At 61.9% G+C, this 23,761-nt stretch carries 19 protein-coding genes; 10 read left to right on the top strand and 9 right to left on the bottom strand.

Annotated elements, in window-relative coordinates; all coding sequences use genetic code 11:
• Positions 1-75: 75 nt before the first annotated feature.
• The 3 genes from codB to codA are packed head-to-tail and all read left to right on the top strand — an operon-like array spanning position 76 to position 3,800.
• Positions 76-1,341 carry a cytosine permease gene (gene codB / locus PVV54_RS15875; protein WP_274906168.1) on the top strand — a complete coding sequence of 422 codons (1,266 nt, stop codon included), beginning with the start codon at positions 76-78 and terminating at the stop codon, positions 1,339-1,341.
• Complete coding sequence (locus PVV54_RS15870; RefSeq protein WP_274906167.1) at positions 1,338-2,555, top strand: PucR family transcriptional regulator; 1,218 nt, start codon at positions 1,338-1,340, stop codon at positions 2,553-2,555. Before codB ends, PVV54_RS15870 begins: the two co-directional genes overlap by 4 nt.
• 6 nt (positions 2,556-2,561) lie before the next feature.
• Positions 2,562-3,800 carry a cytosine deaminase gene (gene codA / locus PVV54_RS15865; RefSeq protein WP_274906166.1) on the top strand — a complete coding sequence of 413 codons (1,239 nt, stop codon included), beginning with the start codon at positions 2,562-2,564 and terminating at the stop codon, positions 3,798-3,800.
• Positions 3,801-3,852: 52 nt separating this feature from the next.
• Here the strand turns inward: codA and PVV54_RS15860 are convergent, their stop codons facing one another.
• Both PVV54_RS15860 and PVV54_RS15855 read right to left on the bottom strand, forming a co-directional pair.
• Positions 3,853-4,662, bottom strand: coding sequence for an HNH endonuclease (locus tag PVV54_RS15860; protein ID WP_274906165.1), 810 nt, complete (start codon positions 4,660-4,662; stop codon positions 3,853-3,855).
• Positions 4,655-6,934 (bottom strand): AAA family ATPase, encoded by a 2,280-nt coding sequence (locus PVV54_RS15855; RefSeq protein ID WP_274906164.1) that lies wholly within the window; start codon positions 6,932-6,934, stop codon positions 4,655-4,657. The genes PVV54_RS15860 and PVV54_RS15855 overlap by 8 nt, the downstream gene beginning before the upstream one ends.
• Positions 6,935-7,108: 174 nt before the next feature.
• Here PVV54_RS15855 and PVV54_RS15850 point away from each other — a divergent pair, with 174 nt between their 5' ends.
• Positions 7,109-7,852 carry a sulfite exporter TauE/SafE family protein gene (locus PVV54_RS15850; RefSeq protein ID WP_274906163.1) on the top strand — a complete coding sequence of 248 codons (744 nt, stop codon included), beginning with the start codon at positions 7,109-7,111 and terminating at the stop codon, positions 7,850-7,852.
• Between the two features lie 80 nt (positions 7,853-7,932).
• A complete protein-coding gene (locus PVV54_RS15845; protein ID WP_274906162.1) occupies positions 7,933-8,667 on the top strand; it encodes a hypothetical protein in 735 nt (244 codons plus the stop codon).
• 6 nt (positions 8,668-8,673) lie between these two features.
• Here the strand turns inward: PVV54_RS15845 and PVV54_RS15840 are convergent, their stop codons facing one another.
• Both PVV54_RS15840 and PVV54_RS15835 read right to left on the bottom strand, forming a co-directional pair.
• Complete coding sequence (locus tag PVV54_RS15840) at positions 8,674-9,216, bottom strand: WYL domain-containing protein (protein ID WP_274906161.1); 543 nt, start codon at positions 9,214-9,216, stop codon at positions 8,674-8,676.
• Between the two features lie 286 nt (positions 9,217-9,502).
• Entirely contained in the window at positions 9,503-10,423 is a 921-nt protein-coding gene (locus PVV54_RS15835; RefSeq protein WP_274906160.1) for a LysR family transcriptional regulator, read from the bottom strand.
• Between the two features lie 155 nt (positions 10,424-10,578).
• Between PVV54_RS15835 and PVV54_RS15830 the strand changes: the two genes are divergently transcribed.
• From PVV54_RS15830 to PVV54_RS15815, 4 genes are all read left to right on the top strand, one after another.
• Positions 10,579-11,883, top strand: coding sequence for an MFS transporter (locus PVV54_RS15830; RefSeq protein WP_274906159.1), 1,305 nt, complete (start codon positions 10,579-10,581; stop codon positions 11,881-11,883).
• Between the two features lie 15 nt (positions 11,884-11,898).
• Positions 11,899-13,140: a Zn-dependent hydrolase gene (locus PVV54_RS15825; RefSeq protein WP_274906158.1), complete on the top strand. Its 1,242-nt coding sequence runs from the start codon at positions 11,899-11,901 to the stop codon at positions 13,138-13,140.
• Positions 13,140-14,162: a histone deacetylase family protein gene (locus tag PVV54_RS15820; RefSeq protein ID WP_274906157.1), complete on the top strand. Its 1,023-nt coding sequence runs from the start codon at positions 13,140-13,142 to the stop codon at positions 14,160-14,162. Before PVV54_RS15825 ends, PVV54_RS15820 begins: the two co-directional genes overlap by 1 nt.
• Before the next feature lie 77 nt (positions 14,163-14,239).
• Positions 14,240-16,195, top strand: a complete 1,956-nt coding sequence (locus PVV54_RS15815; RefSeq protein ID WP_446731418.1) for a TonB-dependent receptor domain-containing protein — start codon at positions 14,240-14,242, stop codon at positions 16,193-16,195.
• Positions 16,196-16,275: 80 nt separating this feature from the next.
• On the opposite strand, the gene PVV54_RS15810 is transcribed toward PVV54_RS15815, so the two are convergent.
• From PVV54_RS15810 to PVV54_RS15790, 5 genes are all read right to left on the bottom strand, one after another.
• Positions 16,276-17,625, bottom strand: a complete 1,350-nt coding sequence (locus PVV54_RS15810) for an ATP-binding protein (RefSeq protein ID WP_274906156.1) — start codon at positions 17,623-17,625, stop codon at positions 16,276-16,278.
• Positions 17,618-18,358 (bottom strand): response regulator, encoded by a 741-nt coding sequence (locus PVV54_RS15805; protein WP_274906155.1) that lies wholly within the window; start codon positions 18,356-18,358, stop codon positions 17,618-17,620. Before PVV54_RS15805 ends, PVV54_RS15810 begins: the two co-directional genes overlap by 8 nt.
• A gap of 167 nt (positions 18,359-18,525) precedes the next feature.
• Entirely contained in the window at positions 18,526-20,016 is a 1,491-nt protein-coding gene (locus PVV54_RS15800) for a methyl-accepting chemotaxis protein (RefSeq protein ID WP_274906154.1), read from the bottom strand.
• Between the two features lie 134 nt (positions 20,017-20,150).
• Complete coding sequence (locus PVV54_RS15795) at positions 20,151-20,645, bottom strand: DUF934 domain-containing protein (protein ID WP_274906153.1); 495 nt, start codon at positions 20,643-20,645, stop codon at positions 20,151-20,153.
• On the bottom strand, positions 20,629-22,281 hold the full coding sequence (locus PVV54_RS15790) for a nitrite/sulfite reductase (protein WP_274906152.1): 1,653 nt from the start codon (positions 22,279-22,281) through the stop codon (positions 20,629-20,631). Before PVV54_RS15790 ends, PVV54_RS15795 begins: the two co-directional genes overlap by 17 nt.
• A gap of 215 nt (positions 22,282-22,496) precedes the next feature.
• Between PVV54_RS15790 and PVV54_RS15785 the strand changes: the two genes are divergently transcribed.
• The gene (locus PVV54_RS15785; RefSeq protein WP_274906151.1) at positions 22,497-23,573 is read left to right on the top strand and encodes an ABC transporter substrate-binding protein; all 1,077 of its coding nucleotides are present in this window, start codon (positions 22,497-22,499) and stop codon (positions 23,571-23,573) included.
• Positions 23,574-23,761: the final 188 nt, after the last annotated feature.

The following is a 23,761-nucleotide window of genomic DNA, read 5'->3' as shown; positions in this document are numbered from 1 at the left end:
ACGTTTTCACACCCCGGCAGAAGCGGCCCGCATCTTGCTCACTGAGCTCCACCTTCCACCACGGAGCCCAATCAGATGACCGCCCCCAGCGAATTCCCGCTGTCCGAAGCCCCTCAATCCTCACGCAAAGGCCTGCTGCCCATTGCGATGGTGCTGTTCAGCTTTACCTTCTTCACCGGCACCATGTTCGCCGGCGGCAAGCTCGGCATGGCCTTCAATTTCGTCGACATGCTGTGGATTGCCGCCATCGGCAACACCTTGCTGGCCCTGTATGCCGCAGCGCTGGCGTTCATCGCCTCACGCAGCGGCCTGAACACCGTACTCATGGGGCGCTTCTGCTTTGGCGAAGCCGGTAGCCGCCTTTCGGACTTCTTGCTGGGCTTTGCCGAACTGGGCTGGTACGCCTGGGGCACCGCCACTGTGGCCATCGTGCTGGTGAAAATGCTCGGCCTGGCCGAAGGCTACACGGTGCCGTTGATGGTGCTGTTCGGCCTGGGCTTCAGCCTGACGGCGATCATTGGCTTCAAGGGGCTGGACCTGCTGTCGCGGGTGTCGGTGCCGTTGATGTTCGTGCTGCTGGTGATCTCCATGATCATTGCCACCCGCCACGTGGGCGGCCTGCAGCAACTGGCAGCACTGGTGCCCAATGAAACCATGACCTTCTCGGCCGCGGTGACCATGGTCTTCGGCACCTTTGCCAGCGGCGCCACCCAGGCCACCAACTGGACGCGCTTGTCGCGCAGCGGCCGCGTGGCAGTGACGGCCAGCGTGGTGGCCTTCTTGCTCGGCAATGGCCTGATGGTGGTGGCCGGGGCGTGGTGCGCGATGGTCTACCAACAGGCGGATATCGTCGAAGTCATGATGCTGCAAGGCCTTTCGTTCGCGGCCGTGGTGATGCTGTGCCTGAACCTGTGGACCATTCAGGGCCCGACCATCTACAACGTATCGGCCGCCGCCTGCCATCTGATACGCAGCGAACGCCGCCGTACCATGACGCTGGTGGCCGCCGCTGCGGGTATCGTGCTGGCGGTGGGTGGCATGTATGAAATGCTGATCCCGTTCCTGGTGCTGCTGGGCTCGATCATCCCGCCGGTGGGCGGGGTGATCATGGCCGACTTCTGGTACCGCCATCGTGGCAAGTACCCGGCATTGGCCGCCGTAAGCCTGCCACGTTACAACGTCATCGGGCTGGTGGCCTACGCCGTGGGCGCGGTGCTGGCGTATGCCTCGCCGTGGGTTGCGCCGCTGGTGGGTATCGGTGCTTCGGCGCTGTGCTACATCGTGCTGCTGGAGCTTGGCGGGCGCCGCCAGCTCGCCCTGCGGGAGCCGGCTGAATCGTGAGCCTGGCACTGGAGGAGCTGCTGAGCCTGCCGGGGCTGGAGGTGATGGCCGTGCGCGCTGGCGCACGTAACCTGCAGCGCACGGTGCGGTGGTCGTACGTGGCCGAGAACGAGGGCATCGCCGAGTGGGTGATGGGCGGTGAACTGGTGTTTGTCACCGGCATCAACCACCCGCGCGGCGAGGCCAACCTGCTCAGCCTGGTCGAGGACGGCGACGCAGTGGGCATTGCCGGGTTGGTGATCCTCACCGGCGACAGCTACATCCAGCGCATCCCGCAACGGGTCATCGACCGCGCCGAGCAACTGGGCCTGCCGCTGATTGAGCAGCCCTACGCGTTGAAAATGGTGGTGGTGACCCACCTGATCGGCACCGCGCTGGTACAGATGGGCCAGGCCCGGCGTTCGCGGCATGACATCCTTGGGCAGTTGCTGACCGGCGACTACCCAAGCCTGGCCATCGCCCGCCAGCGCGCGGCGCACCTGCAGTTGCCGCTGGACCAGCCGCAGCGGGTGGTGGCCCTGCGCCTGTCGGCAGTCGAGGCGATGTTCCAGCGGCATGGGCCGGAGCAGGGCGAGCGCCTGTGGCAACAGGCCCGCCAAGCCGTGGAAGACCACCTCGATGCCTGGTGCCGACGGCAGCCGGGCGCCATGAGCGCCTTGTTGCCAGGCGACCTGTTCATCCTGCTGCTGCCCGAGCAGCCCGACCTGCGCGAGGCATTGGCACGGCTGCACCGGCAGTTGGCCGGGCCTGCCGGTGAAATGCAGCTGTTCATGGGCCTGTCGAGCACAGCCCATGATTGTGCGCATTACCGCCAGGCCCTGAACGAAGCCCGCCAGGCGCTGGACGTGGCGCACAACCTGCGCCCGGCCACTGGCCTGTGCGACTTCAGTGAGCTGGGCGTGTTGCGCCTGCTGCAGGGCATTGGCGACCGCACGGTGATCGACGCGTTCGTGGCCCAGACCCTCGGCCCGCTGATCGAAACCGGCCGCAAACACCCGCATGCACTGTTGCACACCCTTGACGCACTGCTGGTCGAGAACGGCAACGGCCAGCGCGCCGCCCAGCGCCTGGGCCTGCACCGCAACACCGTCAACCAGCGCATGCAGCGTATCGAACAACTGAGCGGCCTCTCGCTCGAAGACCCTCTGTTTCGCATGAATGCCGCCGTCGCACTGCTGATCTGGCGCATGAGCGAAACCAATAACAAGGAGTAACGCCTGATGAACATCCTCAACGCCCGCCTGCGTGGCAAACCCGGGCTGTACCGCATCGAACTGACCGGCGAGCGCATTGCCGCCATCCATCCACAGGCCGAGGTCGTGGCAGCCACCGCTGAAGACATCGACGCCAAACAGAACCTCGTGGTGGCACCCTTCGTCGAACCGCACATCCATCTGGATGCCACCCTGACCGCCGGCGAGCCGAACTGGAACATGAGCGGCACGCTGTTCGAGGGCATCGAGCGCTGGGCCGAGCGCAAGGCCATGACCACCCATGACGACATCAAGACCCGCGCCACCAAGACTATCGGCATGCTGGTGGACCACGGCATCCAGCACGTGCGTACCCACGTTGACGTCACCGACCCGACTCTGACCGCGCTCAAGGCGATGGTCGAGGTGCGTGAAGAAGTACGCCACCTGATCGACCTGCAAATCGTCGCCTTCCCGCAGGAAGGCATCGAAAGCTATGACAACGGCCGCGCCCTGATGACCGAAGCGGTGGCCCTGGGTGCCGATGTGGTTGGCGGCATTCCGCATTTTGAAAACACCCGTGACCAGGGCGTGTCGTCGATCAAGTTCCTGATGGACCTGGCCGAGCGCACCGGCTGCCTGGTGGACGTGCACTGCGACGAAACCGACGACCCGCAGTCGCGCTTCCTGGAGGTGCTGGCCGAAGAGGCGCGGGTGCGCGGCATGGGCGCCATGGTGACTGCCAGCCACACCACGGCCATGGGCTCCTATGACAACGCCTATTGCTCCAAGCTGTTCCGCCTGCTCAAACGCTCGGGCATCAACTTCATTTCGTGCCCGACCGAGAGCATTCACTTGCAGGGCCGTTTCGACACCTGGCCAAAGCGTCGTGGCGTGACCCGCGTGGGCGAACTGGACCGGGCCGGGATCAATGTGTGCTTCGGCCAGGACTCGATTGTCGACCCGTGGTACCCGCTGGGCAACGGCAACATCCTGCGCGTGCTGGAAGCCGGGTTGCACATCTGCCATATGCTGGGTTACGAAGACATCCAGCGTTCGCTGGACCTGATCACCGACAACAGCGCGCGCACGCTGAACCTGGGCGAGCGTTACGGTATCGAAGTGGGGCGGCCGGCCAACCTGCTGGTGCTGTCGGCGCCGGATGATTACGAGATGATCCGCAGCCAGGGGTATGCGTTGGTGTCCATTCGTGCGGGCAAGGTGCTGATGCGGCGTACGCAGGCGGTGGTTGAGCGCTTGATCTAACTGCAAAGATACTGAGCCGCCTGTTGCAGGGGCTCAGTACAAGCGCTCTCGCTCAAATGTTTTCCAGAATGGACTCAGTCGCGTTCTGGAATGCGATCTGGAATTCTTTGATGGCAGCTTCGGCGGCAGAATTGTCATGCGCCTCATGGTTGTAGATGGTTTGAATATGCGTCTTCAGGTCAGAATTTGCGCTCACAAAAACTTCAAGCTTTGAGATGTGAGTAAGTAAGTTTTTGCACAGGTTTCTGCCTTGTTCAGTGAGACCTGTGTAGATGGAGATGCAGTGGTAATTTGACTGGACGCGAATAAACTTTACGTGCTCATCGTACCGGTGAAAGCGAGGGTGAAAGAGGTCCTCGAACAATCGAGCCGGCGGGTAGTGCCGGAAGCGCCTAAAGGTCGCTTCGTGTTGACTCCAGACGTGGTCACTTTTCTTTGCATTGCAATCCACGCACGCAATGATGAGGTTAAGAATGTTGAAGGTGTGTTGTACGAATTTGCTGTGAGGAAGAATGTGTTCGATAGGCTTGGCATGTGCGTTGTTGAACAGCGGCCGCCGGCAGTAACAGCACTGGTTGTTTTGTTCTTCTTCAATGATTTTTCGAATATGATTACGAATGGCTTGTCCCGTGATCGAGGCGTTATCAGCGTGTATATAGTTGTAGAAGTCGCTCCATAAAGAGTCCGTTTGAATGCCGCCGCCTGATTGACGACTCTTGAACTCTTCCAGTGCAAGCGCTGTCATTTCATCAAGGCACGCTTTTGTTGATGGGTAGTCAAGAGGGCCAGAGCTGAAGCTGGATTTGTATTTTTCCAAAAGTGCTCGAATTCCCGCTTTGTCCAGCGTTCTATATCTAGACATGGCGTATTTCATCATAAACGGCGGTGATTGCGGTGCGTGCTTTTCTGATGAGTTCAAGATCACTATGGAAGCGCTCATCGTGCTCGACGCTCGAAGTTTCCGATACCGTTGTTTCCAGCTCAGTCAATTCGTTGATAGCATCAATCAGTTCGATCTTGCCGCTTGATGACTCGCTGTTTTTATTTTGAATGGTCTTCGCGATCAATCTGGCGCAACGTTCATACACTTCTTTGTTGAGTGGTGTATAAGTGTCAAAAATAGATAAAAGTGATGTTTCCACAGAGCGTCTTCTTTCAGGAGGGATGTAGTTCAGTTCTCCGATATTTAGTGAATAGCAATGGGTGTCGAGCGTCGGTGCACTCGAAATGAGTAGTGGGGAGTGGGTTGCGCAGACAATTGAGGTGCCTTGCGACTGGGCGATGAGGCCGAGTATTTTAGGCAACTTCTGTTGCCAGCTGACATGCAGGCTGATTTCGGGCTCGTCAAGCAGCAGCGTTGATCCGCGTTGAGCGTACTCAAGGGATAGTGTGAGCAATGTAATGATGTTCCGCTCGCCCGAGCTGAGCTCTGAGAAAAATGTGTATCGATCCGGATCATTCTTTTTCACCAAAATCAGCGTGAAGGCTTCATGGTGTAAGTCTGTCAGGTTATTAATATTCTCCTCTACATCAGCGGTCAGCGCGATGAGCGCATCGAGGTCGATGGTGGCGTGAGCGTTCGAGTAGGACTTGGGCCCAAGATAAAGTTGTTCCGTAAAGTCGAGGTGGGTGAGGCACGCTAGTAAGGTTTTAAGCTTATCGACAGTGCAGAATAATTTGGCAAATAAGCCAGGAATGTCGTGTTGGCGTGAAGGGCGGGAGTTATGCAGTGAGCTGATGGATGTAAAATATTCGTCAGTCTTGGGTTTGGGGAAACGATGGGATTGAGAGAAGGTGATTCCTGTGGATGATTTCTTGGCGGCGATGAGCTGATCGGCAACTGCGCCTAGCAGCAAGCTTTTACCCGCGCCGTTGTTGCCGATCACGTAAATGCATTGCGCGGCGTCACGTCTCAACTGTTCCATTATCGTGGCGCTGTTGATGTCATTGCCCATTCCGTTTTGTGTCGAAAAATTGACGTAGTGACTGGGCTTGAACAGGTGCTTGTTGTAGTCCGTGGTTCTGTGGGTGGCGCGACATAATCCATTGATGTCACGATATCCATTTTTGAATTGGCTGTTGAAAGCGCTGGCAACTCTTGGAGTCATCCCGCCGATGTCAACGCGCCCGGACTTCCATGTTAAATAAATGGAAGCAGCCAGCATGCTTCGTTCAATGGCGTCCAGCGAACGGAGCGCGGGGCTGTTGGAGACGTTGATGTATAATCGTTTTTTGTTGTCGGGGGCGTTATTGTTTATGATGAGGATTAGGAATTTCTTTATGCTGTTTTGGTGGTAGCTGTCGAACGCAATGATGGCCTCTATGTTTTCACTGTAAGGATTCCATAGGCGCTGGGTGGTTTTTGAATTTGCACTCATGCTGGTGAGCGCGAGGATATAGAATCCCCTAGTTTTGGTACGGTCTGACAGTGCTAAATAAGCTTCTACTGATGAGAGGCTGTTGGTTTTGTTGGGTGAACTGTTGTAGTGAACCTGCTGTGATGGGGAGTTTAATAGGTATGCTGTGTTGCTAGTGGGTGTCGGCAGACTGTCAAGGGGGTGGGTAAAACGAGCGGTAATATCGTGGCAGTGCAATTTTAGTGTGATTAGAAGTTTATGAATTCTGTCGATGTGTCCCGACATCAAGAAAGAATATTTAATGCCTTGTGAACGTACACCTACGGAAAGGTCGGCAGTGTTTGGGAAGTAATCGATGATGTCGAAAGGTGTGTTGTTAAAGAGTGGGCCGGCAAACCCTGAAACAATTTTGCAGTGTCGGTAGTCAATGCCAATGCGAGTGCTTATCAACTGGTCGGCGATGAAGTTGATAAGATTTATCAATTCAGCGTTACTTGCGTTTGATAAGTGGTGGCGTAATGCCTGGTGTGTTCGGGAGACAAGGTCAAGGTCGACAGGGGGTAGCAATTCTTTAAGGGTGCTATGAATTTCTCGGACTTGCTCTGCGCTATCTTCGAAGCCTTGAGCAATAGTTTGATTGGTTTTTGCCAGATATGACCCGATGTATAGGCACGCCAACCAGTAGTCCGCTGTTTCTGCAGCTATTAAATAGGCATTGTCTTTCCTGGCCTTCTTCAGAAGCGTGTTTGAGCGTATATCGCGAGTGTCGTAATACATATGTGGCGTCCGGCTGCGCTGAAAAAAACGGCAGTATCAATTCCGCCGAGCCAGGAAGGCCCGGAAATTATGAATGCTGGTAGAGGTGGCGTATTGATACCATTCAGGCGGTGGACGAGGCAAATCGAAGCCGTCATGCTCCAGCCATCTTCAATGAATGTGTGACGTTTGATCATGGAATCGCTGACCCTGATCGCCCTCGGCGCCATCGTCGCAGGCTTCGTCCAAGGCCTTTCCGGTTTTGCCTTCGGCATGGTCGCCATGTCGTTCTGGGCCTGGGGCCTGGAGCCGCGCCTGGCGGCTTCGCTCACGGTGTTCGGCAGCCTCACCGGCCAGCTGATCGCCGTGTTCAGCGTGCGCCGGGGCTTCAGTTGGCCGCTGCTGTGGCCGTTCGTGCTGGGCGGCCTGGCCGGCATCCCTTTGGGCGTGTGGGTGCTGCCTTACCTCGACATGCTGTGGTTCAAGGCCGTGTTCGGCACCTTGCTGGTGCTGTGGTGCCCCTTGATGCTGTTGGCCCCGCGCCTGCCCAGGCTGCGGGGCAATCGCCTGGCCGATGGCGCGGTGGGCATGGTGGGAGGGGCGCTGGGCGGTATCGGCGGGTTCACCGGGACGGTGCCTACGCTTTGGTGCACGTTGCGCGGCTTTGAGCGCGACACCCAGCGCGCGGTGATCCAGAACTTCAACCTGTCGATGCTGGCCGTTACCATGCTCACCTACCTGGGCACCGGTGTGGTTACCACGGACATGCTGCCGTCGTTCGGCGTGGTTTTGCTGGCCATGGCGCTGCCCGCGATGCTCGGCACGCGAGTGTATCTGGGCATCAGCGACCTGACCTTCCGCCGTGTGGTGCTGGGTTTGCTGACGTTGTCGGGTATCGCCATGCTGATGGCATCGTTACCCGTGCTGCTCAACCGCTGAGTGCTTGCCTGGCGGCTGCGAACTTGGCACCCTTTGGGCCGCTTGCATGTTTCCTTGTCGTGGCAGAAGGAATTACACCGTTGAGTTGGGACAAAGTCGGCAAACTTCTCGTCGCCCTGCTGCTTGGCCTGATGGTCTTGCTGGTGGCGTATGCGCTGCTCAAGGATGACGCGCGCCTTGAAGCTTCCCTGACCTACGCCTACCTCACCTACCCAAGCCAGTTCAGCGAGCGCATCAGCAAAACCAACGAGCAGCTCAAGTACGAGCAACTTCAGCCGCGCATCAACAGCATTGGTCGCGGGGAACTGACCCAGGACCAGGTGGATCGGCTGATCGAACTGGCTCAGGCGCCGTATGCCCAGTTGTTCGCCAAACCGTTCGAAGCGGGGCTGGTGGACCATCGTACAGGGTTGGTCATCGACCTGCGCAACACGGGTGAGCGCGAGGTGCGCGAGGTGAAAATCCGCCTGCCGGCCAAAGGCCTGGTGCAGGTGCGCGATGCCCAGGGCAACGACCGTATCATCGAGGCGCCCACCGCCTTGGTGGAAATACCGGCCATCGAGCAGGGCGGGGCCTGCAAAGTGTGGGTGTATTTCGATGCGGATTACTCGCAAATCCGTCAGGGTGGCACCAGCATCAGCCATGCCGACGGGGTCGCGGATGTGCAGGTTTACCGCGAATACACCGGCTTTTCGGCGCTAATGGCCCGTTACAGCCGTGAGTTGGTTGTGCTGATAGGCGTACTGACGTTCAGCGTGCTTGGGCTGGCGTATGCTTGCCTGGCGCGGCGCCGTTCGCCGGTGTTGCCGTCCTGACGCTGCTCAGCAGGGTTCGTCATGCAGCGCCAGGCTCTGGCGCAACTGCTGCACTACCGCCACCCGCAGCGCCTCCGGCGCTTGTACCTGAATGGAACCGGCCTGGGACAGCAGCCAGCCCATCAGCGCCCGGCTGTCCTCGACCGTGGCATCAAGCGTTGCGCCGCCTTCGGCTTGCGGGTCCAGGCGCATGTCATCGGACAAGGGCTGGTCTTCCAGGCGTCGGGCCAAGGCATCGTCCACCCAAGCGCGCAGTTCGATGTGCTCGGATGGCGTGAGCACATCCGGCTGCAGTTGCTGCGCTTCGCCCAGGCTCAGGCCCGGTTGCCAGTACCAGCCATAGGGCATGCCCTTGTTGTTGCATTGCAGCGCAAACAGGCTGGCCAACTCGTTCAGGTCCCGCTCGACCGTGCGCTTGCTGGTCTTGTGGCCAACCTTGGCCAGTGCGGCCTGCAGTTGCTGGGAGGTTTTGCCGGGATGGCGGTCGGGCAACAACTTGAGCAGTTGCCACTGGCGGGCGATGGTATGGCGGGTGGGGTGGCTGGGCAAAGGAAATCGTCCTTGAAGATGATGGCACATGGCTACTGCAAAGCATACGCCTTCATCCGATGGGATCCAACCTCCATGCGCGTACCGTCCTGGCTTCGCGCTCTTGCAGGGGATCTGCTGTGCGGGGTAGGAGCGGCCTTGTGTCGCGAAAGGGCTGCGCAGCGGCCCCAGGATTTCAGCTTCGCAGCTCACATTGCGGGGGCTGCGCCGCAGCCCTTTCGCGACACAAGGCCGCTCCTACAGGTAATGTGCCACCTGACAGTTTTCAGCCTGATCTTGTTGGCACCTATTGGGTGTTCTGCGGGAGGCATGATTGCAACGCATCAATAAACATCCCCTCCGCCCGGCTCATCCGCTGCTCTTTGTTCCACAGTAAATGAATATCCACATCCGCAATCCCCTCCAGCGGCGGCAGCTTCCACAGCAACCCCGCCGCCACATCGTCGGCCACCACATGTTCCGGCAGGCAGCCGATTCCAAACCCGGCAATCACCAGCCGGCGCACTTCTTCAAGGCTGGGTGACGACGCCACGATGCGCCCGGCAAAGCCTTGCTGGTCGCGGAAGATGGTCAGCGGCGAGAGCATGCCGCCGATCTGGTCGCTGGTGAAACTGACGAAGTTCTCCCGCTGCAAGTCGCCCTCCGATTGCCCGAACAGCCCGTGGTGCCTGCCGCAAAAAAACGCATAGCGCTGGCGCATGAACAGGCGCTGTTCCAGGCGTGGCTGGGCGCGGCGGTTGAGGCTCAGGCCGGCGGTGGCGGTTTTTTCCTGCAGGGCAGCGACAATGTCGGAGCTGCGCATGACGTCGATTTCCACATCCACGCGCGGGTGCTGGCGGTGAAAGTGGGCGAGGAAGTCATCGAAGCGCGGGTTGACGATGCGGCTGATCATCAACAGGCGCACCTTGCCCACCACCTCATCCGCTGGTTGCTCCAGCAGGCCGCCGATCTGTGACATCTGCCCATACACCTCGCCGGCCAGCTGGAACAGCTGCTCGCCCATGTCGGTCAGCACAAAGCGCGGCCCGCGCCGGGCAATGAGCTGGCGCCCGAGTTGTTCCTCCAGGCGCTTGAGCGCCTGGCTCACCGCCGGTTGCGTCAGGTGCAGGCGCGCAGCGGCGCGGCTGATGGACAATTCCTGGCCGATTACCCGGAAGGTGCGCAACAGGTTCCAGTCCAGGCGGTCGTTGAGCAGGCGGTCAGACATGGCAAATCTCGATGATAAGCGTGGTTAATAGTTCGAATAATAAATAGAAAATTGACTAATCATAGCCCTGAGACGATAAATCGCACTCAGAGCGCCGACAGAGCGCCACCGTGACCCTTTCACTCCTGCCAGAAAAACAAGCAAAGGAGCCCCCCATGAAGCCCACCGCTTCACCCCAGCCGCAGCGTGCTGCCGCCGCCGCATTCATCGGCACCATGATTGAATGGTACGACTTCTACATCTACGCCACCGCTGCGGCGCTGGTGTTCGGCGCCTTGTTCTTCCCCTCTGATGACAGCCTGTTCAGCACCATGGCCGCCTTCGGCACCTTTGCGGTCGGCTTCTTTGCCCGCCCGCTGGGTGGCATCGTCTTTGGCCATGTGGGCGACCGCATCGGCCGCAAGAAATCGCTGGTCATCACGCTGTTGATGATGGGCGTGGTCACGGTGTGCATCGGCCTGCTGCCGACCTACGCACAAATCGGCGCCGCCGCGCCGGTGCTGCTGATCATCCTGCGTGTGGTCCAGGGCATTGCCGTGGGCGGCGAGTGGGGCGGGGCCGTGCTGATGGCCGGGGAGCATGCACCCAAGGGCCGTCGCAACTTCTTTGCCTCATTCGCGCAGTTGGGCAGCCCGGCGGGCCTGATCCTGTCGCTGCTGGCCTTTGGCGCCGTCACCCGCCTGCCCGAAGAAGACCTGATGAGCTGGGGCTGGCGCTTGCCGTTCCTGGCCAGTGCACTGTTGCTGGTGGTGGGCCTGGCCATTCGCCTGGGGGTCAACGAGTCGCCGGAATTCATCGCCAGCCGCGAAGCAGCCGCCAAGGCCAAGCGCAAGGAGCAAGCGCCGGTGCTGGAAGTGCTGCGCACCGCCTGGCGCCCGCTGCTGCTGTGCATCGGTGCCAACACGCTGGGCATTGCCGGGGTCTATTTCACCAACACCTTCATGATCAGCTACACCACCCAGCAGCTGCACCTTGAGCGTTCGTTGATTCTGGAATGCCTGTTCTTTGTGGCCGTTATCCAGTTCTGTGTGCAGCCCTTGGCGGCCTGGTTGTCGGAAAAACTCGGCGCCACCCGCTTCCTTGCGCTGGTTGCGTTGCTGGCCATGGCTTCGCCGTATCCGATGTTCGTGCTGGTCAGCTCCGGCGAAGGCCCGCTGATCGTGCTTGGCATCGCCCTGGCGGCAGCGTGCATGGCCTCGTTCTACGCGGTGATTGCCGGCTACGTCAGCGGCATGTTCGAAACCCGCGTGCGCTACACCGCGATTTCCATGGCCTACCAGGTGTGCGGCGCGATTGCCGGTGGCCTGACCCCGCTGATCGGCACCTGGCTGGCCCACACCTTCACCGGCCAATGGTGGCCGATGGCGGTGTTCTACACCCTGATTGCCAGCATTTCGCTGGTGTGTGTATTGGCGCTGGCGCGTCAGTACGCCCGCAGCCAACACCTTGAACTCGCCTGATCTGGAGAACCCGTGATGTTGAAAAGCAATGGCGAACGCCTGTGGGCGAGCCTGATGGCCATGGCCGAAGTCGGCGCCACCGCCCGGGGCGGCAGCTGCCGCCTGGCCCTGAGTGACGAAGACAAGGCCGGCCGTGAACTGTTCAGCCACTGGTGCCGCGAGGCCGGGCTGACGCTGACGGTGGATGCCATCGGCAACCTGTTCGCCCGCCGCGCCGGCAGCGAGCCGGGCGCCGCGCCGGTGATGATGGGCAGCCACCTCGACACCCAGCCCGAAGGCGGCCGTTTCGACGGCGTCTATGGCGTACTGGCCGGGCTTGAAGTGGTCCGCCGCCTCAACGACCTGGGTATCCAGACCCGCAAACCGCTGGAAATCGCCGTCTGGACCAACGAGGAAGGCGCCCGCTTCACCCCGGCCATGTTCGGTTCGGCGGTGTTCACCGGCACCCTGGGCCTTGAGCAGGCCCTGGCCATCCGCGATGCCGACGGCATCAGCGTGGCCGATGAACTGAAGCGCACCGGTTACGCCGGGCAGCGCCCGTTGGGCGGCGAGGTGGATGCCTACTTCGAGGCGCACATCGAGCAGGGCCCGATCCTCGAAGACAATGCCAAGGCTATCGGCGTGGTCACCGGCGGCCAGGCCATTCGCTGGCTGGACGTGACCGTCGAGGGCATGGCCGCCCATGCCGGCACTACCCCCATGCCGCTGCGCAAAGACGCCCTGTACGGCGCCGCGCAGATGATCCAGGCCGTGGAGCAACTGGCCGCCGACTTTGCCCCCGAAGGCCTGACCACCGTGGGCGAGCTGTCGATTGCCAAGTCGTCACGCAACACCATCCCCGGCGTGCTGCGCTTTACCGTCGACCTGCGCCACCACCGCGACGAAGCCATCGAAGCGATGGAGCGTGACCTGTCGCAAACGCTCAACACCATCGCCACTTCGCGTGGCCTGCAAGTGCGTATCGACCGCCACTGGGTCAGCCCGGCCACCCCGTTCGACGCCGACTGCGTGGCCGCCGTGCAGCACGCCGTGGACGGCCTGGGTTACAGCCAGCAACGCATCGTCAGTGGTGCTGGCCACGATGCCATCCTGCTGGCGCGCTACTGCCCGACAGCCATGGTGTTCATCCCTTGCGTTGGCGGCCTGAGCCACAACGAAGCCGAAGACGTGCTGCCCGAGGATGCCCGCCAGGGTGCCGATGTATTGCTCAATGCCGTGCTCACCCGCGCTGGGCGCGTGGACCAAGGAGAAGCCTGATGCGTTGCTACTTCCACCCCGAACAACTGCTGCACCACCCGCGCAGCTACTACTCGCGGGGCGCCATGCGCACGCCGCAGGAAGTCCCCGAGCGCGCCCAGCGTCTGTTGCAGGCCGCCAAAAGCCTTGGCTTCGACATCCGCCAACCCGGCGACGCCGGCCTGGCACCGCTCAAGGCCGTGCATGGCGAAGCCTACCTGGCGTTCCTTGAAGAAGCCCATGCGCGCTGGAAGGAAGTGCCCGAGGATTGGGGCGACGAGGTCATGTCCAACATCTTCGTGCGTGAGCCCAATGCCCTGCGCGGCATCCTTGCCCAGGCCGGGCGCTACCTGGCCGACGGCAGCTGCCCGGTGGGCGAAAACACCTGGCGCTCGGCCTACTGGTCGGCGCAAAGCGCGGTGGCCGGTGCCCAGGCCATCCTCGACGGCGAGCCGGCGGCCTACGCCCTGTGCCGCCCGCCGGGGCACCATGCGCGCTTCGACGCCGCCGGTGGCTTCTGCTACCTGAACAACGCCGCCGTCGCCGCCCAGGCCCTGCGCAGCCGCTACAGCCGCGTGGCGATCCTCGATACCGACATGCACCACGGGCAGGGGATTCAGGAGATTTTCTACGACCGCAACGATGTGCTGTACGTGTCGACCCATGGCGACCCGACCAACTTCTACCCCGGCGTGGCAGGGTTCGAGGACGAGCGCGGCAGCGGTGCGGGGGAGGGGTACAACCTCAACCTGCCAATGGCCCACGGTGCCAGCGAAGGCGATTTCATGGCCCAGCTCGATATTGCGCTGGATGCGGTGAAAGACTTTGGTGCCGAGGTGCTGGTGCTGTCGTTGGGGTTCGATATCTACGAGCTGGACCCGCAGAGCAAGGTGGCGGTGACCACGGAAGGTTTTGCGGCGCTGGGTGAGCGGATTCGGGCGTTGCGCTTGCCGTGTCTGATCGTGCAGGAGGGGGGGTATCACCTGGAGAGCCTGGAGGTGAATGCGCGGGCGTTCTTTGCTGATAAGGCGGATTGGCGCTAGCTGTCACACTTTGTCCCAGTCTCACCCATGCAGGTGATTAGGATTCGCATTCACAACGAATCCACAGGATCACCTGCATGTCCGCAACACGCCGCCTTCTTTGCTATTCCTCCACCCTCACCGCCATGCTCGCCGGGCCTTTACAGGCCGAAACCGCGCCGGTTCAACCGATCCCGCTGACCCTTGAAGAAGTGGTGGTCACCGCCTCGGGCTTCGAGCAGGAAGTGGAGGACGCCCCCGCGTCGATCACCGTGATCGAAGGCGAGGACCTGCGCCGCAAGTCGTACCGCGACCTGGGTGATGCGGTGCGGGACGTGGAGGGGGTGACGGTCAATGGTGGGGCAAACGAAACCGACATTTCCATCCGTGGCATGCCGGGCGACTACACGCTGATTCTGGTCGACGGCAAGCGCCAGAGCGCGCGGGAGTCGCGGGTCAATGGCAACGCCGGTTACGAGCAGAGCTTTGTGCCGCCGGCCGCCGCCATCGAGCGCATCGAGGTGGTGCGCGGGCCGATGTCGTCGTTGTATGGCTCCGATGCCATCGGTGGTGTGATCAACGTCATTACCCGCAAGGTGGCGCCGGAGTGGGGCGGGTCGATTGGCTACGACTATTCGCTGCGTCAGCACAGCGACGAGGGCAATGCCGGGCAGACCACGTTCTACCTTGGCGGGCCGTTGAAGGAGGATCTGCTGGGGTTGCAGGTGTGGGGCCGCGCCCTGAACCGTCAGGCCGACGACGACCTGGAACTGACCAATGGCCACAGCAAGGCCGACCACAAGGACTTGACCACACGCCTGTCGTTCACCCCGACCATCGACCACGACATCCTGCTGGAAGTGGGTGCCACGCGCCTGAAAAACGGCGATGGCCTGAGCGCCAACTGGGCCACCCGCGAGCAGGAGAACAACCGCGATCACTGGTCGCTGTCGCATCAGGGCCGCTGGGGCTGGGCCACTTCCGATATCGCGCTCTATCAGGAAACCACCAGCCGTGAGGGCAAGGCCACGCCGGACCAAACCGACATCTACGGGCGCAAGCCTGAAATCCGCAACCGGGTGCTGGATGCCAAGCTGGTGATGCCGACTGCGCACAACGTCACAACCGTGGGCACGCAATGGCAGGAAAACCAGGTCACCGACTGGAACCAGGGCCTGGGCGACCGGGTGAACTATGAGTTCAAGGTGACCCAGAAGGCACTGTTTGCCGAAAACGAATGGTCGGTGACCGACAGCTTTGCGCTGACCACCGGCCTGCGCCTGGACGACCACGAGGAATACGGCAACCACTTCAGCCCGCGCGTCTACGGGGTGTGGCGTGCGACCGACCAATGGACGTTCAAGGGCGGTGTTGCCCGTGGCTTCAAGGCGCCGGAACTGCGCGCGGTGGTGGAGGGCTACGCCTACCTGCGCCGCAACCGCTTCGTGATGCTGGGCAACCCTGACCTGAAGCCCGAAACCAGTACCAACTACGAGGTCTCGGCGTTGTGGTCGAACCGCGACAACCTGCAGGCCGGCGCCACGCTGTTCTACAACGACTTCCAGGACAAGCTGTCGACCGTGACCACCGACCGCCTGTGGAACGGTTACATCGTCATGGACCGGGTGAACGTCGACAAGGCGGTAATCCGCGGTGTGGAGTTGACCGGGCAGTGGGACATCAACCGCGATGTGCTGGTGAAGGCCAACTACACCTACACCGACTCGGAGCAGAAGAGCGGGGCCAATGCGGGTGCGCCATTGGCGCTGACGCCCAAGCAGAAGGCCAACCTGCGGGGTGAGTGGCGCGTGAGCGACCGTGCCCAGGCGTGGGCGTCGGTGAGCTATTACGGCGAGGAATACGGCAACACCATTACCGCGGAAAGTGCGCCGGGGTACACCACGGCGGATGTGGGCGGGTCGTTTGATGTGACAGATGCGCTGACGTTGAATGCGTCGCTCAACAACATCGCGGACAAGCGGCTGGATGATGAGACCTATGGCACGGTGAACTACGGGCGGACGTTGTGGATGGGGGCTACGTACAACTTCTGATTGTGGGTTGTCTGGGCGGGCCTCATCGCGGATGAATCCGCTCCTACAGGGGCGGTGCCGGCAATGCCGGCGCCATGCTCTCAACCCGCCACAGGCAACCTAACCACTGCACACAGCCCCGCGGGCTGGCGGTTTTCCAGTACCAATTCACCGCCATGGGCCTGGATGCACGACCGCGCAATCGCCAGCCCAAGGCCCAGCCCGCCGCCAGTGGGCGCCAGTTGAACGAACGGTTCAAACACCTTTTCCAGCCAGTCTTCAGGCAACCCGGGGCCGGCGTCGAGAACTTCCACCACTGCAGCGCCCTGTTGCAGGTGTGTGGTTACTTGCGCTGCCTTGCCATGCTTCAGGGCATTGTCGATCAGGTTGGTCAGCGCGCGCTTCAGTGCAAGCGGCCGGCCGTGCAGGCGTACGTCAATGCGGGCCGGCCAGGTGACCGGTTGGCCCATCAGCTCATATCGGCGCGCCAGGTCTGCCAGTACGTCATCCAGGGCCAACTCGCAGGTAGCCTCCTGCACGGCGTCGTCGCGCACGAACGAGAGGGTTTCACGCACCATCGCCGACAACTCATCAAGGCTCTCCAGCATGTCGTCACGCGCAGGCCCGTCGTCCAGCAACTCCACCTGCAGGCGCAGTTCGGTCAGCGGCGTATTCAGGTCGTGGCTGATACCCGCCAGCAGGCGCGTGCGGCCTTCCACATGGCGCGCCAGGCTGGCCTGCATGGTGTTGAAGGCATGGGTCAGTTCACGGGCTTCGGCAGGGCCGGCCAAGGGCAGCGGGGCGATCCACTCGCCCCGGCTGACGCGTTCGGTGGCCAAGGCCAGCGACTTCACTGGGCGGATGACCCGGCTCATGCAAAAAATCACCACCAGCAGCACGGGCAAGGTGGTGACCGGCAAGCTGTAGGCCAGCACGCTACCCCATTGGTAGGCGCCGCTGGGGTGCTGGATGGCATTCAGGTACAGCCCGTTACCCAGGGCAAGGCTGCTGCGCAAGCGCAAGGGAGCCCAACCGGCCGGGCTGAGCGGGTGGCTGCGGGCGTCTGCGCCGTTGACCCGCTCCAACTGCAAGGTAAGGCTTTGGCCTGCATCCAGTTGCAGCCGGGCGCGCAGGTCGCGGGCCAGCCGTTGCTCTTCAGCGCGGGCGGCAAACGGCGTGACCTCTGGCTGTGAAGCCAGCCAGAACCGGGTTTCGCGATTACCCATGTGCGCCAGCAACCGGGTGCTCTGCGCAGGCGCCAGGTCGTTGGCGGCGTGGAATGCGCTGGCCAGCCGCTCCAGGCTGGCATTGCGCGACAACGGGTGCAACAGGCTGCCATGCTGGTGCAGCAGCAAGATGCGGATCAGGTGCGAAGCCAACAACGCCAGGCACAGCAGCAGGCTCAGTTGGTGCAGAAGGCGCGTTGGCCACAGGCGGCCCGGCCTAGTCATGGCTGACATCGGCGGCCAGCACGTATCCACTGCCCCACAGGGTGCGCAGCAGTTCAGGGGCTTGTGGGTCATGCGCCAGCTTGCGGCGCAGGCGGCTGACCTGGCGGTCGATGGCGCGTTCGCTGATTTCGCTGTCATGGGCGGCGGTCAGGTCTACCAGGCGCTGGCGCGTCAAGGCGAGGTGCGGGTGTTGCAGCAGCACCTGCAACAAACGGCTCTCGGCGGTGCTCAACTGCACCTGCGCATGGTTTTCGCGACGCAGGGTGGCGCTGCTCGCACAGAACTGCCAGCCCGCGAAGCGAAACCGACGCGGCGTTTCTGCCGCCGTGCTGGCCTCGAGCCGGGCCTGGGTGGCCTGATGACGGCGCAGCACACTGTTCAAACGCGCCACCAGCTCGCGCGGCTCGAAGGGTTTGGTCAGGTAGTCGTCGGCGCCCAGGTCCAGGCCACGGATGCGGTCGGCGGTGGTGTCGCGCGCGGTCAGCAGAATCACCGGCAGCTTGCAGCGCCGGTGCAACTGCTGGCACAGCTCGAAGCCGTCGCCGTCGGGGAGCATGACGTCCAGCACCACCACGTCGAAATCCTGCTGTTTAAGCAGTTGCCACATGCCGGCAGCATCGCCGGCGCTGCGCACATCGAAGCTATGGCGGCGCAGGTAGGTGGCCAGCGGGTCGCGGATTTTACGGTGGTCGTCGACCACCAGCACGCGCGGGGCGGGGGGGTGTAGGTTCATGGGCGAATCGGGTGCGGGTGAACGGTGCGCGGATATTACTACGAGTCATTATCATTTGTACCCATTGCCTGTCATGGCCCTTTCGCGGGTAAACCCGCTCCCACAGGAGCAGTCCACCCTGTGGGAGCGGGTTTACCCGCGAAAGGGCCTGCGAGGCAACCATCCTGTCAGGGATGAAACGTGCGCCCCAATGCATCCAGCCGAGTTGCAATCGGCGGCAACCTGCGGCTGTTAGACGCCAACGCCTGCACATCCTGCGCAGTGCCCTGGGCAATCCCCTGCACTGACTGTAGCCGTTCGACGATCTCCAGGCTCACTGCCGATTGCTCGCGGGTGGTGCTGACGATCTGCCCGTTGAGCTGGTCGATGTGCGCAATGTCGCTGCTTACCGCCTGCAGCACCGCCGCCGCCAGCTCACTGTCCTCCACGCACCGGGCCACGCCATCGCGGCTGTGGTGCATAGCCTCCACCGCCTGGCGGCTGCCTTGCTGCAGGGTTTCGATGATGGTGCGGATTTCCTGGGTAGAAACGGCGGTACGTTTGGCCAGGTTACGCACTTCATCGGCCACCACGGCAAAGCCGCGGCCTTGTTCGCCCGCGCGGGCGGCCTCGATGGCCGCGTTGAGTGCCAAAAGGTTGGTCTGTTCGGCGATGCTGCTGATTACCTCCAGCACGGTGCCGATCTGCTGCGCCTGCCCGGCCAGCGCTTCCACGGTGTCGTTGGTGCCTTGCAGCCGCTGGGCCAGTTGCACGATTTCTTCCCGGGCGCGGTTGACGCTTGCCTGGCCCCGGCTGACCTGCGTGCTGGCCTGCCCGGCATGCTCGGCGGCGTCTTCGACGTGGGCGGCGATGTGGCCCATGGCGTCGCCCATCTGCTGCATGCAGCCGGTGACCTGAGCGATCTCGGTAAGCTGATGGCGGGCGCCTTTTTCCAGGGTGGAGCTGGTGTTGGCCAATTCCTGGCCCAGTTCGCCCAGGCCTTGAGAATCGCGCACCACGCCGTCTACCAGGTCGGTGATCTGGGTGAAGAAGCGATCAAAGCGTTGAGCCAGCGAAACGTGCTGCGTGTTGTCCTGGCCGGAGTCGGTGGTGAACTGCGAGGTAGTGAGCAGCATTTTGTCCAGCATATCCTGGCTTTCGTCGGCGTCCCGGCGGCTGTGCACGGCGAGGTAGAGCAGGGCGACGGTTTCCATGAGCACGTAGAAGGCATGCACGAATATCATTGCCCAGCCACCGTGGTGGGCCATGACGAATACCGGGTAACCCTGATGCTGCAGCGCATGGAAGATCACATGGTGCGCGGCAATGGTGACGGCTGCCACCAGGATCGGCAGCCAGTCGCGGTAAAACGTCAGCACCGCGAGCAAGGCGAAGATGCCGAAGTGCGATTCGATCACGCCCTGGGCCTGGTTGATGTGCAAGGCGGCCATCACCATCAGGCCAATGGCCAGGGCGCAGCGCATCGGGCGGGTGCCGCCTATGGCCCGATACAGGGCGGTCAGCAGCAAGCATGTGCCGCCGCCTATGGCGATGGCCTGGATGAACGTGTCGTGCCAGAAGGCCAGTGCCAGCGAGAACATGCACAAGAGCCAGGTCAGGCCCAGCATGATGCGGTCGGCTTTACGGTAGTGGTCGAAAAAACGAGGGGAATGGGGCATGCCGGGCGCTCCTTGCGGTCATGGAGAGCGTAGCCGTTTGCCATCATTCTGCCAGAGCAGGCATGCAATTGGGTGGTTGGGGGGCTTGCGCGGTGCAGGGCGGCAAAGCAGCCCTGCACCGGCTTGCGTGACGGTTAGCGGCGGCGGAACAGCGGCAGCGGTTCGTCTGTGGCGGCCTGGTAGCTGACCGAGAAGTCCTTCAGGCTTTGCAGTGCGTCTTCCGGGTCCTTGTCGGCACGGATGGCAAAGGCGTCAAAGCCGCAGCGGTGCATGAAGAACAGCTGGTCACGCAGCACGTCGCCAATGGCGCGCAGCTCGCCTTTGAACTTGTAGCGGTCACGCAGCAGGCGCGCGTTGGAGTAGTTGCGCCCGTCGGTGAAGGCCGGGAAGTTCAACGCGATGACCTGGAAGTGTTCCACGTCTTCGCCGATTTCTTCGGCTTCCTCGTCGCTGTCCAGCCACACGCCCAAGCCGCCGTCGCGGGCCTTGAGCACGTGGGCATGGTCACGCCACAGCTGCAGCGGGACGATGTAGTCGTCGCAGTTGGTCAGCTCGTCGAGGGGCGTGTCCTTGGGCAGCAGGTGCCAGGTTTCGTCGACGATCTGGTTGTTCTTAATGATTCGCTGCATAGACGCGTTCCTTGAAGGGGTCGATGCCAATACGCTGGTAGGTGTCGATGAAGCGCTCTTCTTCAGTGCGCTGCTCGACGTACACGGCGATCAGCTTCTCGATCACATCGGCCATGGCGTCCTGGGCGAACGAAGGGCCGAGGATCTTGCCCAGGCTGGCGTCGCGCGCGGCATTGCCGCCCAGCGAAACCTGGTAGAACTCTTCACCCTTCTTGTCCACCCCGAGGATGCCGATGTGGCCGACGTGGTGGTGGCCGCAGGCGTTCATGCAACCGGAAATGTTCAGGTCGATTTCACCGATGTCGAACAGGTAGTCCAGGTCGTCGAAGCGGCGCTGGATGGACTCGGCGATCGGGATCGACTTGGCGTTGGCCAGCGAGCAGTAGTCACCGCCCGGGCAGCAGATGATGTCGGTCAGCAGGCCGATGTTCGGCGTGGCGAAACCGCCTTCGCGCAGTTCCAGCCACAGGGCGTGCAGCTGGCGCTGCTCGACGTCGGCGAGGATGATGTTCTGCTCGTGGGAGGTACGCAGGTAGCCGAAGCTGTAGCGCTCGGCCAGGTCGGCCACGGCGTCCAGTTGCTTGTCGGTCAGGTCGCCCGGGGCAACGCCGGTGGGCTTGAGCGACAGGGTCACGGCAACATAGCCGGGCTTTTTGTGGGCGCGGGTGTTGCGCGAACGCCAGCGGGCGAAGCCTGGGTACTCGGCGTCCTGGGCGCTGTAGTCGACGTTGTCGAGGGCCAGGTAGGCCGGGTCGACGAAGTGGCGCGACACGCGCTGCACTTCGTCTTCGGTCAGGGTGGTGCTGCCGCCACGCAGGTGAGCCATTTCGGCCTCGACCTTTTCGGCGAACACTTCCGGGGTCAGGGCCTTGACCAGGATCTTGATGCGCGCCTTGTACTTGTTGTCACGGCGACCGTAACGGTTGTACACGCGCAGGATGGCGTCCAGGTAGCTGATCAGGTCCTGCCATGGCAGGAACTCGTTGATGAACGAACCGACCACCGGGGTACGGCCCAGGCCACCACCGACCAACACGCGGAAGCCCAGCTCGCCGGCTTCGTTGCGCACAGGCTCAAGGCCGATGTCGTGCACTTCGATGGCGGCGCGGTCTTCTTTCGAGCCGTTGACCGCAATCTTGAACTTGCGCGGCAGGTAGGCGAATTCCGGGTGGAAGGTGGTCCACTGGCGCACGATCTCGCACCATGGGCGTGGGTCGATGATCTCGTCCGCGGCCACACCGGCAAACTGGTCGGTGGTGGTGTTGCGCAGGCAGTTGCCGCTGGTCTGGATGGCGTGCATCTGCACGGTGGCCAGCTCGGCAAGGATGTCCGGGATGTCTTCCAGTGCCGGCCAGTTGTACTGCACGTTCTGGCGGGTGGAAATGTGGGCATAGCCCTTGTCGTAGTCGCGAGCGATCTTGGCCAGTGTGCGGACCTGGCGGGCGTTCAGCTGGCCATAGGGCACGGCAACGCGCAGCATCGGGGCGAAACGTTGGATATAAAGGCCGTTCTGCAGGCGCAGAGGGCGGAATTCTTCTTCGCTCAGCTCACCGGCCAGGTAGCGGCGGGTCTGATCACGGAACTGCTTGACGCGGTCCTCGATGATCCGCTGATCGTACTCGTCGTATACGTACATAAAAGTCCTGTCTCAGGCTGCATGCAGCTATTCGCGCGCACGGCCGCGCACTCCGGTTCGGAGCCGGGGAACGATATCAGGTTGGGGTTATGCGCTAAAGTGATGTTTTTGCATATGAAAAGAACCAAAAGAACTAAGTGAGACTGACTGGCATTTGTTCGTGACCGGCCATTGCCTGTTTATAATTCCCCGGTTTGTTCAAGGGGTAATTCTGCATGCTCAAGGCGCTGTGCCAAAGTATGTGCCTGAGCCTGCCGCTGGTGGCCAGCGCACAGGCCGCTTCCGTGGTTTTTCTCAACCCGGGCCAGACCAGCGAATCGTTCTGGACCGGCTATTCACGCTTCATGCAGGCGGCCGCTGATGATTTGGGTATGACCCTGCGCGTGGAGTACAGCGAGCGCAGCGCCGAGCGCGCACTGGACCAGGCAAGGGCCATTCTCAAAGGGCCGCAGCGGCCGGATTATCTGGTGCTGGTGAACGAACAGTACGTGGCGCCGGAAATTATCCGGCTGGCACAGGGCACCGGGGTGAAGCTGTTCATGGTCAACAATGGCCTTACCGACAGCCAGCAGCGCAGCATCCAGGCGCAACCGGGCAAGTACTCGCAACTGCTCGGCACCCTCACCGGCAATGACGAGCAGGCGGGGTTTCAGATGCTGCAACAGATGGTTGCCCTGCTGCCGCGCAGCAACGAGCCGGTGGACCTGATCGCTTTCGCCGGGGTCAACACCACGCCAGCCTCCCAGTTGCGTGAGCGCGGGATGCGCCAGGCCTTGGCCGACTACCCCCAGGTGCGGTTGCGCCAGGTGGTGTACGGCGGCTGGAACCGCCAGCGGGCGTTCGAGCAGGCGCAGCAGCTGTTGCAGCGCTACCCAAACACCAAACTGGTGTGGTCGGCCAATGACGAGATGGCGTTTGGTGCCATGCAGGCGTTTGAGGCAGCAGGGCGCAAACCGGGGCGGGACGTGGTGTTTGGTGCAATCAACAGCTCGCCCGAGGCCCTGCGCGCCCGCATCGACGGGCGCCTTGGCGTGCTTTTGGGCGGGCATTTCAGCGTGGGCGGCTGGGCCATGGTCATGCTGCATGACGATGCCGAAGGGCTGCCGATCAATCGGGACGGTGTGCGCAACCACATTTTACCGGTGTTGCAGCCGATTGATGAGGCCAAGGCCAAGCGCTGGCTCAAGCTGGTGGAACAAGCGGACTACGGCGTCGATTTCCGGCGTTTCAGCGCCGAAGGGCGGCCGAAGGATTACCAGTACCCTTTTCTCACGTCACCTGTCGACTATTGAAAGACCTTGCTTGAGCAAAGGGCATTGCTCGTCTTAACTGCTGGTTGTGAAGTGCATTCCCATAACCACTACAAGAGGCAATGCAATGGGAAACTCAACCAAAGTCCGCAAAGCTGACAGCAGTGTCGATGCCTGGGCGATCCTCTGTTTGATCGTGCTGGTGGTGGTCACTGCCGTGTATTGGGTCA

The organism is Pseudomonas sp. PSKL.D1, from assembly GCF_028898945.1.
GTDB lineage: Bacteria > Pseudomonadota > Gammaproteobacteria > Pseudomonadales > Pseudomonadaceae > Aquipseudomonas.
The sequence above is the reverse complement of the archived record's forward strand: the minus strand, read 5'-3'. Positions and strand labels throughout refer to the sequence as shown.

Bases quoted from the DNA above. Each gene is read 5' to 3' on its own strand.
- PVV54_RS15850 (WP_274906163.1), top strand. From the start codon at position 7,109: ATGGAATCGCTGACCCTGATCGCCCTCGGCGCCATCGTCGCAGGCTTC.
- PVV54_RS15820 (WP_274906157.1), top strand. From the start codon at position 13,140: ATGCGTTGCTACTTCCACCCCGAACAACTGCTGCACCACCCGCGCAGC.
- PVV54_RS15855 (WP_274906164.1), bottom strand. From the start codon at position 6,934: ATGTATTACGACACTCGCGATATACGCTCAAACACGCTTCTGAAGAAG.
- PVV54_RS15785 (WP_274906151.1), top strand. From the start codon at position 22,497: ATGCTCAAGGCGCTGTGCCAAAGTATGTGCCTGAGCCTGCCGCTGGTG.
- PVV54_RS15825 (WP_274906158.1), top strand. From the start codon at position 11,899: ATGTTGAAAAGCAATGGCGAACGCCTGTGGGCGAGCCTGATGGCCATG.
- PVV54_RS15815 (WP_446731418.1), top strand. From the start codon at position 14,240: ATGTCCGCAACACGCCGCCTTCTTTGCTATTCCTCCACCCTCACCGCC.
- PVV54_RS15795 (WP_274906153.1), bottom strand. From the start codon at position 20,645: ATGCAGCGAATCATTAAGAACAACCAGATCGTCGACGAAACCTGGCAC.
- codA (WP_274906166.1), top strand. From the start codon at position 2,562: ATGAACATCCTCAACGCCCGCCTGCGTGGCAAACCCGGGCTGTACCGC.
- PVV54_RS15860 (WP_274906165.1), bottom strand. From the start codon at position 4,662: ATGTCTAGATATAGAACGCTGGACAAAGCGGGAATTCGAGCACTTTTG.
- PVV54_RS15800 (WP_274906154.1), bottom strand. From the start codon at position 20,016: ATGCCCCATTCCCCTCGTTTTTTCGACCACTACCGTAAAGCCGACCGC.
- PVV54_RS15835 (WP_274906160.1), bottom strand. From the start codon at position 10,423: ATGTCTGACCGCCTGCTCAACGACCGCCTGGACTGGAACCTGTTGCGC.
- PVV54_RS15790 (WP_274906152.1), bottom strand. From the start codon at position 22,281: ATGTACGTATACGACGAGTACGATCAGCGGATCATCGAGGACCGCGTC.
- codB (WP_274906168.1), top strand. From the start codon at position 76: ATGACCGCCCCCAGCGAATTCCCGCTGTCCGAAGCCCCTCAATCCTCA.
- PVV54_RS15805 (WP_274906155.1), bottom strand. From the start codon at position 18,358: ATGAACCTACACCCCCCCGCCCCGCGCGTGCTGGTGGTCGACGACCAC.
- PVV54_RS15830 (WP_274906159.1), top strand. From the start codon at position 10,579: ATGAAGCCCACCGCTTCACCCCAGCCGCAGCGTGCTGCCGCCGCCGCA.
- PVV54_RS15810 (WP_274906156.1), bottom strand. From the start codon at position 17,625: ATGACTAGGCCGGGCCGCCTGTGGCCAACGCGCCTTCTGCACCAACTG.